The sequence below is a fragment of the Ralstonia pickettii genome (assembly GCF_016466415.2).
Taxonomy (GTDB): Bacteria; Pseudomonadota; Gammaproteobacteria; order Burkholderiales; family Burkholderiaceae; genus Ralstonia; species Ralstonia pickettii.
In genome coordinates this window covers 2,162,497-2,175,066 of sequence record NZ_CP066771.1, presented here as the reverse complement: position 1 = coordinate 2,175,066, position 12,570 = coordinate 2,162,497, and the positions used below count along the sequence as shown (strand labels likewise).

Here is a 12,570-nt window from a genome sequence, read left to right as displayed (position 1 = left end):
AAAACCCGCGCCAGCTTACGCTGCGCGGGTTTTTTCTATGGTGACGCGCGCGTTGGACTCAGCCGCGTGCAGCCAGATAGGCGCGGAATTCGTCGGCGACTTCCTTGTGCTTGAGCGCCAGTTCCACCGTGGCTTTCAGGTAGCCCAGCTTGCTGCCGCAGTCGTAGCGCACGCCCTTGTAGCGGTAGGCCAAGACTTGTTCGGCAGACAGCAGCGATTGGATGGCATCCGTCAGCTGCAACTCCCCGCCCGCACCGGGCTTGAGGTTGCGGATGTGGTCAAAAATGCGCGGCGTGAGGATGTAGCGGCCCACCACGCCGAGGTTGGACGGCGCATTTTCGGGCGCCGGCTTCTCGACAATGCCTGACATCTTGATGACGCTGCCGTCCTCTTCCCACGGGCGGCCATCGACCACGCCGTACGAACGGCTCTGCACGGGGTCGATTTCTTCCACGCCGATCACCGAGCAGTTGTAGTGCTCGTACAGGTCGACCATTTGCTTCATGACGGGCGGGTCGCCGTCCAGCAGGTCGTCAGCCAGGATGACGGCGAAGGGCGCATCGCCGACGAGCTTTTCGGCGCATTGCACGGCGTGGCCGAGCCCCAGCGCTTCCGGCTGGCGCACGTAGAAGCAATCCACATGCGACGGCTTGATCGAACGCACGACCTCCAGCAGCGCGGTCTTCTGCTTCGCTTCGAGTTCGGCTTCCAGCTCGTAGGCCTTGTCGAAGTGATCTTCAATGGCGCGCTTGCTGCGGCCGGTCACGAAGATCATCTCGGTGATGCCGGCAGCCATGGCTTCTTCCACGGCGTACTGGATCAGCGGCTTGTCTACCACCGGCAGCATTTCTTTCGGGCTGGCCTTGGTGGCCGGCAGAAAGCGGGTTCCGAGCCCCGCGACGGGGAAAACGGCTTTGGTGACGCGTTGCATCGTGGTTTCCTTGGTATCGATTATCGATTGTGCGGGACGCTCAGGCCGCCTGCACCGGCAGCCGTGCAATCTGGGCTTCGAGCTTGGCCAGCGTGGCTTTGAAGTCGGTCACGCGCTTCTGTTCCTGTTCCACCACGGCGGCCGGTGCGCGGGCGACGAACGATTCGTTGCCGAGCTTGGCTTCGCACTTGGTGATCTCGCCGCGCAGGCGGTCGATTTCTTTCGACAGGCGCGCATGCTCGGCGGCCACGTCGATCTCGATCTTCAGCAGCAATTTGTTCTCGCCGACGATGGCGACCGGTGCGCCGGCGCCGTCCTGTTCCATGGCGGCGGCGTCCGTGTAGACCTTGACCTCAGACAGCTTGCCCAGCGCTTGCACGTACGGCGCTGCCACTTGCAGGAAGTCGGCTTCGCCATTGGCGTACAGCGGCACGCGCTGCGCGGGGGAAATGTTCATCTCCCCGCGCAGGTTGCGGCAGGCGTCCACCAGCGCCTTCAATTGCTGCACCCACTGCTCGGCCTGCTCGTCGATCTTGGACAGCGCGGCGCGCGGGTATTCCTGCAGCGCGAGGCTTTCGGTGCCGTCGCCCTTGGCGCGGCCCGCCATTGGAGCAACTTTCTGCCAGAGTTCTTCGGTAATGAAAGGAATGATCGGATGCGCCAGGCGCAGCACGGTTTCCAGCACGCGCAGCAGCGTGCGGCGTGTGGCGCGCTGCTGTGCCGGTGTGCCGGTCTGGATCTGCACCTTGGCCAGTTCCAGATACCAGTCGCAGTATTCGTCCCAGACGAACTTGTAGATGGCGTTGGCGATGTTGTCGAAGCGGTAATCGGCAAAGCCTTTTTCCACTTCGGTTTCCACGCGCTGCAGCAGCGAGACGATCCAGCGGTCCGCCTGCGAAAAGTGCAGGTAGCCTTCGGGGCCGCAATCGCCGACGCATTCCTGCATGCCGCAATCCTGGCCTTCGGTGTTCATCAGCACGAAGCGCGTGGCGTTCCAGAGCTTGTTGCAGAAATTGCGATAGCCTTCGCAGCGGCTCGGGTCAAAGTTGATGCTGCGGCCAAGCGTGGCGAGCGAGGCGAACGTAAAGCGCAGCGCGTCGGCACCGAATGCGGGAATGCCGTCTGGGAATTCCTTGCGCGTGCGTTTTTCGACCTTGGGGGCATCCTTGGGGCGGCGCAGGCCGGTCGTGCGCTTGGCCAGCAGCGGCTCCAGCGCGATACCGTCGATCAGGTCCACCGGGTCGAGCGTGTTGCCCTCGGACTTGCTCATCTTCTTGCCTTCCGAATCGCGCACAAGGCCGTGCACGTAGACGGTGTGGAAGGGCACTTCGCCGGTGAAGTGCAGGGTCATCATGACCATGCGCGCCACCCAGAAGAAGATGATGTCGTAGCCCGTGACCAGCACGGTAGACGGCAGGAAATGCTTCAGTTCCGGGGTGTCGGCCGGCCAGCCCAGCGATGAGAACGGCACCAGCGCCGAAGAGAACCAGGTGTCGAGCACGTCGTCGTCACGCGTGAGCGCGCCGGTATAGCCCTTGGCTGCTGCTTGCGCTTTCGCTTCTTCTTCCGTGCGCCCCACGTACACGTTGCCGGCTTCGTCGTACCACGCCGGAATCTGGTGGCCCCACCACAGTTGGCGCGAGATGCACCAGTCCTGGATGTTGTTCAGCCACTGGTTGTACGTGTTGACCCACTGCTCGGGAACGAGCTTGATCTTGCCGCTCTGCACGGCGTCCAGCGCCACTTCAGCGATGGAGCGGCCCGGGAAACGCGTGCCTTCCGGTGCGGGCTTGCTCATGGCGACGAACCACTGATCCGTCAGCATCGGCTCGATGACCACGCCGGTACGGTCGCCGCGCGGCACCATCAGCGTGTGTTTCTTGACTTCGGCCAGCAGGCCTTGCGCTTCGAGGTCCTCGACGATCTTCTTGCGCGCGTCGAAGCGATCCAGGCCAGCATAGGCGGCCGGCGCGTCGGCAACGATCTTCGCGTCGAGCGTCAGGATCGACAGCTGCGGCAGCTTGTGGCGCTGGCCCACTGCGTAGTCGTTGAAGTCGTGGCCCGGGGTGACCTTGACCACGCCGGTGCCGAATTCGCGGTCGACGTATTCGTCGGCAATCACGGGGATCTTGCGATCGGTCAGCGGCAGGTGGACGAACTTGCCGATGAGGTGAGCGTAACGCTCGTCCTCCGGGTGCACCATCACGGCCGTGTCGCCGAGCATCGTCTCGGGGCGCGTGGTGGCGACCGTCAGGTGCGTCAGGCCATGCACGGCGTCCGGTTCGGCCAGCGGATAGCGGATGTGCCAAAGCGAGCCTTCTTCCTCCTCGCTCACCACCTCCAGGTCGGATACGGCGGTGCCGAGCATCGGATCCCAGTTGACCAGGCGCTTGCCGCGGTAGATCAGGCCCTGCTCATAGAGACGCACGAACACGTCGCTGACCGCGCGCGACATCTTCGGGTCCATCGTGAAGTATTCGCGCTCCCAGTCGATCGAGGCGCCCATGCGGCGCACCTGACGGGTGATGGTCGAGCCCGATTGCTCCTTCCATTCCCACACCTTTTCGACGAACTTCTCGCGGCCCATGTCGTGGCGCGACACGCCCTGCGCATCCAACTGGCGCTCGACGACGATCTGTGTGGCGATGCCGGCGTGGTCCGTGCCTGGTACCCACAGCGTGTTGGCGCCCGACATGCGCGCGTGGCGCGTCAGGCCGTCCATGATGGTCTGGTTGAACGCGTGGCCCATGTGCAGCGTGCCCGTCACGTTCGGCGGCGGTAGCTGGATACAGAAATCCGGCTTGCCGGCTTCGAGCGTCGCACGGGAGACGCCCATCGCTTCCCACGCTGCGCTCCACTTTTGCTCAATGGTGGTGGGTTCGAAACTCTTGGCGAGGGCTTGGTTTTGATCGGTCATGCTGACAGGGTGCGCAAGCGGCGTAAAAAGACGTTTGGCCCAGGAAAACGGCGGGCGAAAGCTTGGAATTATACGGCGTGTCGATGTCCGGCACGGGCGAAGCGGCGAATGCGGCCGGTATAATTTCAGGATTCTGCCGAGGCCCCTCCCGCATGTCTGACCTGCTCGCCAATCTGAACCCCGAACAACGCGCTGCCATCACGCTTCCCGATGAATCGGCGCTGATCCTGGCGGGGGCGGGCAGCGGCAAGACGCGCGTGTTGACTACCCGCATCGCGTGGCTGATTCAAAGTGCGCGGGTGTCGCCGTCGGGTGTGCTGGCCGTCACGTTTACGAACAAGGCAGCCAAGGAAATGACGGCCCGCCTGCAGGCGATGCTGCCGATCAACACGCGCGCCATGTGGATCGGCACCTTCCACGGCCTGTGCAACCGGTTGCTGCGCGCGCATTTCCGCGACGCCGGCTTACCGCAGACGTTCCAGATTCTGGATACGCAAGATCAGCTGTCCGCCGTCAAACGCCTGCTCAAGTCGCTCAATATCGACGACGAGAAATTCCCGCCCAAGAACGTCCAGTACTTCATCAACGGGGCCAAGGAGCAGGGCCTGCGCGCGGGCGATCTGGAAATCGCCAACGAATACGACCGCCGCATGGCCGATCTCTACGCCGCTTACGACGCGCAATGCCAGCGCGAAGGCGTGGTCGATTTTGCCGAGCTGCTGCTGCGCTGCTACGAACTGCTGCGCTACAACGACGCCATCCGTGCGCACTACCAACGGCGATTCAAGCACATCCTGGTGGACGAGTTCCAGGATACGAACAAGCTGCAATACGCCTGGCTGAAGATCCTCGCCGGCCTGGGCGAGCCTGGTGTCACGCCCAACGCCATCTTCGCCGTGGGCGACGATGACCAGAGCATCTACGCGTTTCGTGGCGCCAACGTCGGCAACATGGTCGACTTTGAGCGCGAATTCCGCGTTGAGCACCGGATCAAGCTGGAGCAGAACTACCGCTCGCACGGCCATATCCTCGATACCGCCAACCACCTCATCTCGCACAACACGCGTCGGCTGGGCAAGAACCTGCGCACCGACGCCGGCCATGGCGAGCCGGTGCGTGTCTACCAAGCTGCGACGGATGGGCAGGAGGCCGGCTGGATTGTCGATGAAATCCGCGATCGGATTGCCACCGGCATGTCGCGCTCGGAAATTGCCATCCTGTATCGCAGCAACGCGCAGTCGCGGGTGATCGAGCACGCGCTGTTCTCGGCCGGCATCCCGTACAAGGTGTACGGCGGCCTGCGCTTCTTCGAGCGTGCGGAAATCAAGCACGCGCTGGCGTATCTTCAACTTCTTGAGAATCCCGACAATGACGCGGCGTTTGGTCGCGTGGTGAATTTCCCGGCGCGTGGCGTCGGGGCGCGCTCGCTCGAGCAGTTGCAGGATGCGGCTCGGCTCTATGGCATTTCGCTCGCGGCAGCGGTGCCGTACCTCACGGGTGCGGCGGGCACCAAGCTGTCGGCGTTTGTGCGTCTGATCGAACAGATGCGTGCCGACACGCGCCAGATGACGCTGCCCGAAATCGTCCAGCACGTCATTCACGCGAGCGGCCTGATCACGCATTACCAGGGCGAGAAGGAAGGTCAGGACCGCATCGAGAACTTGCAGGAACTCGTGACCGCGGCCCAGGCCTTCGTTGCTGAAGAAGGCTACGGCGTGGATGCGATTGCGACCGCGCTGCCCGTGCGCCACGACGCCATGCTGCGCATCGAAGGCGGCGAGACCGATACCGCTTCTGAACTGGTGACCGACGAGACGCCCGCGGAGATGACACCGCTGGTGGCTTTCCTCACGCATGCCTCCCTGGAAGCTGGCGATAACCAGGCTCAGGCCGGCCAGGATGCCGTGCAGATGATGACCGTGCATGCGGCCAAGGGGCTGGAATTCCACGTCGTCTTCATCACCGGGCTCGAAGAGGGCTTGTTCCCGCACGAAAACAGCCAGATGGAGAAGGACGGCCTTGAGGAAGAGCGCCGCCTGATGTACGTGGCGATCACGCGTGCGCGTGAGCGGTTGTATCTGTCGTTCGCGCAAAGCCGCGTGCTGCACGGGCAGGTCCGCTACCACATCCGCTCACGCTTCTTTGATGAACTGCCTGAAGACACATTGAAGTGGCTGACGCCGCAGCACGCCGGCTACCAGGCGACGCGTCGTGTGCAAGGCGATACCGCATGGGGCAAGGATTGGTTCAAGCGCCCAGAGCGTGGCGATGACGACGCCTACACCGGCCGTCCGACCGGCGGCATGGACACCGGAAAGAACTACGCCGACGCCAAGCGCGCAGAGGCCACCGGCTTCCGCGTGGGCCAATCGGTGTTCCACAACAAGTTCGGGGAAGGCGTCATCACGACGCTGGAAGGCGAGGGCGCCGAGGCGCGTGCCCAGATCAAGTTCAACCGCCACGGGGTGAAGACGCTGGCGTTGGGTATCGCCAAGCTCGACCCGATCAACTGAACGCCGATCGGGTCGTCGGGCCGATCAGGCCGTCGTGTCCGTCGTCTGGCCGGCGGCTTGCGTGACGTTGAAGCAGCCGCGGTAGGTGGCATAGAACGAGCAGTACAGCACCGCCATCACCAGAATCCGGTATGGCGTGGCAATGATGGGGGCGATGTTGTTGGCACCGCTCGACGCGAACAGCGCATCGATGAACAGCGGCACCGCGATCAGCAGGATTGCTACCAAGACGCCGTACGCGATGAACGCAGCGCGATTGCGCCACACGGCCATCCAACTGAAGAACAGCGCCTTGCCCACCGGAATGCCGTGCCATGCCACCAGCAATGGCGCAAACCAGAACAGCACCGCCACGGGGATATACAGCACCGAGCCCATCACCATGGCGAGGTAGAACTCGCGGATGGCGTCCGTGGTGAGCGGCTTGTCGGTGACCACGGTCATCAGCGTGTCGACATCCACCATGGTCATCAGCACGCCGCTGACCACCAGCACCAGCACGCCGTAGATGCCGCCAAGCTTGAGCAGGGCGCGCATCGCATCCTTGCCGTACGCACGAAAGCCTGCGATAAGCGACGCGGGCCCGACGCGCTTGCCCGCCACTGTATCGCGGCAGGCCGACATGAAGCCCACGAAGATGGCTGGATTCACCAGCAGGATGGCGAACACACCAATCGGCGGCACCAGCAGCATCAGCAGGTTGACCGCAAACAGGTAGATGAACAGCAGCAGCAAGAACCCGATCGGGTTCTTGCGAAACAGCCACGCACCCTGGCGCAGCCAGACGTAGCCTTGCTTGGCCGGTACTTCAATCAGTTGCATGGTTGGGGAAGATCCAGAGTCAGGGCGCCCGCGCCAACCCGTTCTCGCAGCACGCGCTCGAAGTGGGTGGGGTCATGCGGCTTGAGCAGTTCGGCATCGCGCGGCAGATAGAAATCCCACAGGCGCGAGACCCAGAAGCGGTACGCAGCAGCGCGCAGCATATCTTGCCAGTGCCGCGTTTCAGCATCGGTGAACGGGCGCACAGCGTGATACGCACGGAGCATTGCACGTGTCCGCTCGGTGTCCAGCACGCCGGTGGCCAGGTCAATGCACCAGTCGTTGACGGTGACAGCCACGTCGAAGAGCCACTTGTCGACACCGGCAAAGTAAAAGTCGAAGAAGCCGCCGAGGCGTTCCGGCTGGCCGGTGGTGGCTGGCTCGAACAGCACGTTGTCGCGGAAGAGGTCGCAATGGCACGGGCCTTCGGGCAGCGCAGCGTAGTCGGCGCTGGCAAAGAAACGTTGCTGGTGCGCGAGTTCGTTTTCGAGCAGCGCGCGCGTGTCGCCGTGCACGAACGGTACGACGTCGGGCACGACTTCGTTCCACCACGGGAGGCTGCGCAGATTTGGCTGATGGCGCGGATAGTCGCGCCCGGCCAGATGCATGCGCGCGAGCATGTCGCCGACGATGCCGCATTCCGACACCGTGGGCGCCAGGTTCGAGCGGCCCGCCAGACGCGTCACGATGGTCGCCGGCTTGCCGTTGAGCGTGCGCAGGATCTCGCCGTCGCGCCCCGAAATCGGCGCCGGCACGCTGATATCGTGCTGCGCCAGATGCTGCATCAGATACAGGTAGAACGGCAGTTGCTCGAGCGTCAGCCGTTCAAACAGGGTGACGACGTACTCGTGCGTCTGCCCATCCTTTTCCGTGGTCAAGAAGAAATTGGAGTTTTCGATCCCGGAGGGGATGCCGCGAAATGCGCGCACGGCGCCCACATCGTATTGATCCAGCCAGAGAGCGATCTCGGCGTCGGAGACCGGGGTGAAAACAGCCATGCTTCAGGAACGGGAAACGGGTGGAGGGAAAGGCAGCCGGCTCACAGCGCGGCCGCCTTGCAAGCGCCGCGCTCGCGGCACAGGCTTAGAACTTCAGGACGTTGACCGAGGGCACCCGATCGATATCACCGCGCTCACGAATGCGCGGCGAGCTGTCTTCGGGCTTGCTCAGGTTGTACGACGTGCCCATGCCCGACTTGACATGGATGTCCGGCGCCTGGCCCTTCTGGAAGCGGTATTCCTCGACCTGCGTACCGTCGTTGTCGCGGTAATCGAAGCTCGGCTTGATGCGCTCGTTGTGAATCGCGCCGCGGGTCGGCTTGGAAATCGGCTGATTGTTGATGGCCTTGACGTCGGGCAGGTCCAGACCGGCGCTGTCGGAAGTCACCTCGGCGTACGCGGGCAGGGCGATGCCGAGGCAAAAAGCGGCCCCTGCCAGCAGCCCAGCGTGGCGCATCAGGCGCGCGGCATTGGCAAAGCCGGAGGGGACGGCGGCGGACGGGTGAAGCAGCGAATCCATCATGGACTCCGGCGGGTGATCTGGGACCCTACATTCTAGCAGTCCGGCCTCTCGCCATCGTCCGTTCATGTGGCGCCGAATGTCACACCCGAGGTTACAGATAGAACATCTCTTCCTTGGGCGGAATCGGCGAGGTGCCTTCGCGCTTTTCGTAGAACTCGTAGACGGCATCCAGCGCATCCTTGGGTTCGTCGACGATGCGCATGATGTCGAGGTCGTGCTCGGCGATCAGACCCATCGGCAGCAGCGTAAAGCGGAACCAGTCCAGCAGGCCCTTCCAGAAGTGGCTGCCGAACATGACCACCGGCACGCTGCGCGATTTGCCCGTCTGGACGAGCGTGAGCACTTCAGCCAGTTCATCCAGCGTGCCGAAACCACCGGGCATGACGATGAACGCGTCCGAATTCTTCACGAACGTGACCTTGCGGGTGAAGAAATGGCGAAAGCGCATCGAAATGTCCTGGTATCGATTGCCTTGCTGTTCGTGCGGCAGTTCGATGTTCAGACCGACGCTGGCCGACTTACCCGCGTGCGCGCCTTTGTTGGCCGCTTCCATGATGCCGGGGCCCCCACCGGAGATGACGGCGAAGCCCGCATCCGAGAACAGCCGAGCGATTTCGATGGTGCGTTCGTAGTACGGCGAATCCTCGCGCAGACGCGCGCTGCCGTAGATCGAGACGGCCGGACGAATCTCCGAGAGGTACTCGGTCGCCTCGATGAACTCTGCCATAATCGTGAACATCTGCCAGGAGGCGCGCGCTTTCTTTGCGGTGGCGCGTTCTTCGTCGGCGAGTGCCCGCAGGCTGGGGATCATCTTGCGATCGGTACGGCCATGTGCCAGGTCCGCTTTGGGCTCGTGTTCGACGCCCACCGTCACGTTGACATCCATGTCGGCCGTGGTGGCTTGGCGCGAGGGGCTCACCCCGGTCAGTTCTGTCGCCGAAACCTCCGACGCGGAAGCACCGGCAGCCTGCTTTGCCACGCCGCCTTCAGCGGAAGCGCCATTATCGGAAACGCCTTTTGGCGTTCCAGTCACTTTAGAGTCCATGGGAATGTCGGAAAGTCAAGAAACGCTGTTGCTCGTCGATGGCTCGAGTTATCTGTACCGTGCCTATCACGCACTGCCCGACTTGCGAAACGGAGAAGGGTTTCCTACGGGGGCCATCTACGGCATCGTGAACATGCTGCGCAAACTGCGCAACGACTATCCGGCCAAGTATAGCGCTTGCATTTTCGACGCCAAAGGCAAGACCTTTCGCGATGACCTCTATCCGGCCTACAAGGAGCATCGCGCGCCCATGCCCGATGACCTGCGCGCGCAGATCGAACCCATCCACGAAGCCGTACGGGCATTGGGTTGGCCCATTCTGGTGATCGAAGGTGTCGAGGCCGACGATGTGATCGGCACCCTGGCTGAACGGGCTGCTCGCGAAGGCGTTCGGACCATCGTCTCAACGGGTGATAAGGACCTCGCCCAACTGGTGAATGACCACGTGACCCTGGTCAACACCATGACCAACGAAACGCTCGACCCGGCCGGCGTGCAAGTGAAGTTCGGCGTGCCGCCGGAGCGCATCGTCGACTATCTCTCTCTGATTGGCGACACCGTGGACAACGTGCCGGGTGTGCCCAAGGTGGGCCCGAAGACCGCGGTGAAATGGCTGACGGAATTCGGCTCGCTTGACAACGTCATCGCGCGTGCAGGCGAGATCAAGGGCGTTGTGGGCGAGAACCTGCGCAACACGCTCGAGTGGCTGCCAAAGGGTCGCGAACTGCTGACGGTGAAGCTCGACTGCGACCTCAGCAAAGAAGTGCCGACATTCGATGCACTGATCGACGGCGGCGAAGACAAATCCAAGCTCGTCGATTTCTTCTCGCGTTATGGTTTCAAGACGTGGCTGCGCGAGGCTTCTGGCGAGGCGCTGCCCGATACGCGCAGCGTGGGTGCCGCACGCAAGGCTGCAACGCCCGTGAAGAATTACGCCGGCGAGGCGGCACAACTGCAAGCACAGGCCAATCTGTTCGATGTGGAAGCGCCGCCCGATGAGATCAAGTACGAGACGGTGACGACCGAGGCGCACCTTGAATCGTGGATGCAACGCCTGGACGAAGTGGATCTCGTCTGCATCGATACCGAGACGACGTCCATTGACCCGATGCTCGCGCAGTTGGTGGGCATTTCGCTGTCGGTCAAGCCGGGCGAGGCTTGCTACATTCCGGTGGCGCATCGCGGGCCGGATGTGGCCGGGCTCGATGCAGCGGCGCAACTCCCGCGCGACACGGTGCTCGCGCGCATGAAGCTGTGGCTCGAAGACGAATCACGCAAGAAGGTCGGCCAGCACCTGAAGTACGACGCGCATGTGTTTGCCAACCACGACATCGCGCTGCGCGGCATCGAGCACGACACGATGCTCGAATCCTATGTGCTGGAGTCTCACCGCAATCACGGCATGGACGCACTGGCCGAGCGCGTGCTGCATTTGAAGACGATCACTTACGAGGCCGTGTGCGGCAAGGGCGCATCGCAGATCGGCTTTGACGAGGTGCCGCTCGATCGCGCGACCGAATACGCGGCAGAGGACGCCGATATTACGCTGCGCCTGCATCGCACGTTATTCCCCAAGGTGGCCGAAGACGACAAGCTGCGCTACGTCTACGAGCAGATCGAAATGCCGACCTCCATCGTGCTGCAGAAGATGGAGCGCAACGGCGTGCTGATCGATGCTGACCGGCTGGCCAAGCAGAGCAACGAGCTGGGCTTGCGTCTGATCGAGCTGGAAGCCGAGGCGCACAAGCTTGCCGGTCAGCCGTTCAACCTCGGTTCGCCCAAGCAGATCGGCGACATCTTCTTCAACCAGATGAAGCTGCCGGTCATCAAGAGGACCGCGAGCGGTGCGCCGTCGACCGACGAAGAGGTGCTGCAAAAGCTGGCCGAAGACTATCCGCTGCCGAAGCTGCTGCTCGACTACCGGGGCCTGGCCAAGCTCAAGTCGACCTACACCGACAAGCTGCCGAAAATGGTCAACCCGCGCACCGGGCGGGTCCACACCACCTACGGTCAGGCGACGGCGGTGACGGGGCGTCTGGCCTCGACCGATCCGAACCTGCAAAACATTCCGGTGCGTACGGAAGAGGGGCGGCGCATTCGGGAAGCATTCATCGCACCGGAGGGCAGCGTCATCGTATCGGCCGACTACTCGCAGATTGAGCTGCGCATCATGGCCCATCTGTCGCAGGACGAAGGCCTGATGCGCGCATTCCGTGAGGGCCAGGACGTGCACCGCGCCACGGCCGCCGAAGTGTTCAACGTGACGCCGCTGGAGGTGACGCCGGACCAGCGCCGCGTGGCCAAGGTCATCAACTTCGGTCTGATCTACGGCATGAGCGCGTTTGGACTCGCCAGCAACCTGGGCATTGGACGAGACGCCGCCAAGCTTTATATCGACCGTTACTTCGCCCGCTACCCCGGCGCCGCGAACTACATGGAAGAAACCCGCCAGAGCGCGCGCGAGCAAGGCTACGTGGAAACGGTCTTCGGCCGTCGCCTGTGGCTGCCGGACATCAACGGCGGCAACGGCCCGCGCCGCCAGGCTGCAGAACGCGCCGCCATTAACGCGCCCATGCAGGGCACGGCGGCTGACCTGATCAAGCTGTCGATGCTGGCAGTGCAAGGCTGGCTCGAAGCCGAAGCGATGCGCTCGCGCCTGGTCATGCAGGTGCACGATGAATTGGTACTGGAAGTCCCGCAGGACGAGCTTGCAGTGGTGCGCGAGCGCCTGCCGGAGTTGATGTGCAGTGTCGCAACGCTGCGCGTACCCCTGGTGGCCGAAGTCGGCGTAGGCGCGAACTGGGAAGAAGCACACTGACGCGAT

Annotated in this window: 8 protein-coding genes; 2 read left to right on the top strand and 6 right to left on the bottom strand. The window is 63.1% G+C overall.

From position 1 onward, the window contains the following. Positions 1-58: 58 nt before the first annotated feature. On the bottom strand, positions 59-931 hold the full coding sequence (galU, locus tag RP6297_RS10235; protein ID WP_037028380.1) for a UTP--glucose-1-phosphate uridylyltransferase GalU: 873 nt from the start codon (positions 929-931) through the stop codon (positions 59-61). Positions 932-971: 40 nt separating this feature from the next. Beyond that, entirely contained in the window at positions 972-3,848 is a 2,877-nt protein-coding gene (locus RP6297_RS10230; RefSeq protein WP_037028382.1) for a valine--tRNA ligase, read from the bottom strand. Positions 3,849-4,000: 152 nt separating this feature from the next. Between RP6297_RS10230 and RP6297_RS10225 the strand changes: the two genes are divergently transcribed. After that, entirely contained in the window at positions 4,001-6,361 is a 2,361-nt protein-coding gene (locus tag RP6297_RS10225) for a UvrD-helicase domain-containing protein (protein ID WP_037028383.1), read from the top strand. Between the two features lie 24 nt (positions 6,362-6,385). On the opposite strand, the gene RP6297_RS10220 is transcribed toward RP6297_RS10225, so the two are convergent. From RP6297_RS10220 to RP6297_RS10205, 4 genes are all read right to left on the bottom strand, one after another. Then, positions 6,386-7,183: a BPSS1780 family membrane protein gene (locus RP6297_RS10220; protein ID WP_027680892.1), complete on the bottom strand. Its 798-nt coding sequence runs from the start codon at positions 7,181-7,183 to the stop codon at positions 6,386-6,388. Continuing rightward, positions 7,174-8,178 (bottom strand): homoserine kinase, encoded by a 1,005-nt coding sequence (locus RP6297_RS10215; protein WP_037028385.1) that lies wholly within the window; start codon positions 8,176-8,178, stop codon positions 7,174-7,176. Before RP6297_RS10215 ends, RP6297_RS10220 begins: the two co-directional genes overlap by 10 nt. A gap of 85 nt (positions 8,179-8,263) precedes the next feature. Next, positions 8,264-8,698 carry a hypothetical protein gene (locus tag RP6297_RS10210; RefSeq protein ID WP_037028387.1) on the bottom strand — a complete coding sequence of 145 codons (435 nt, stop codon included), beginning with the start codon at positions 8,696-8,698 and terminating at the stop codon, positions 8,264-8,266. 94 nt (positions 8,699-8,792) lie between these two features. Then, entirely contained in the window at positions 8,793-9,746 is a 954-nt protein-coding gene (locus RP6297_RS10205; RefSeq protein WP_004631094.1) for an LOG family protein, read from the bottom strand. 4 nt (positions 9,747-9,750) lie between these two features. Between RP6297_RS10205 and polA the strand changes: the two genes are divergently transcribed. Further along, entirely contained in the window at positions 9,751-12,564 is a 2,814-nt protein-coding gene (polA, locus tag RP6297_RS10200) for a DNA polymerase I (protein WP_037028819.1), read from the top strand. The last annotated feature ends 6 nt before the right edge of the window (positions 12,565-12,570 follow it).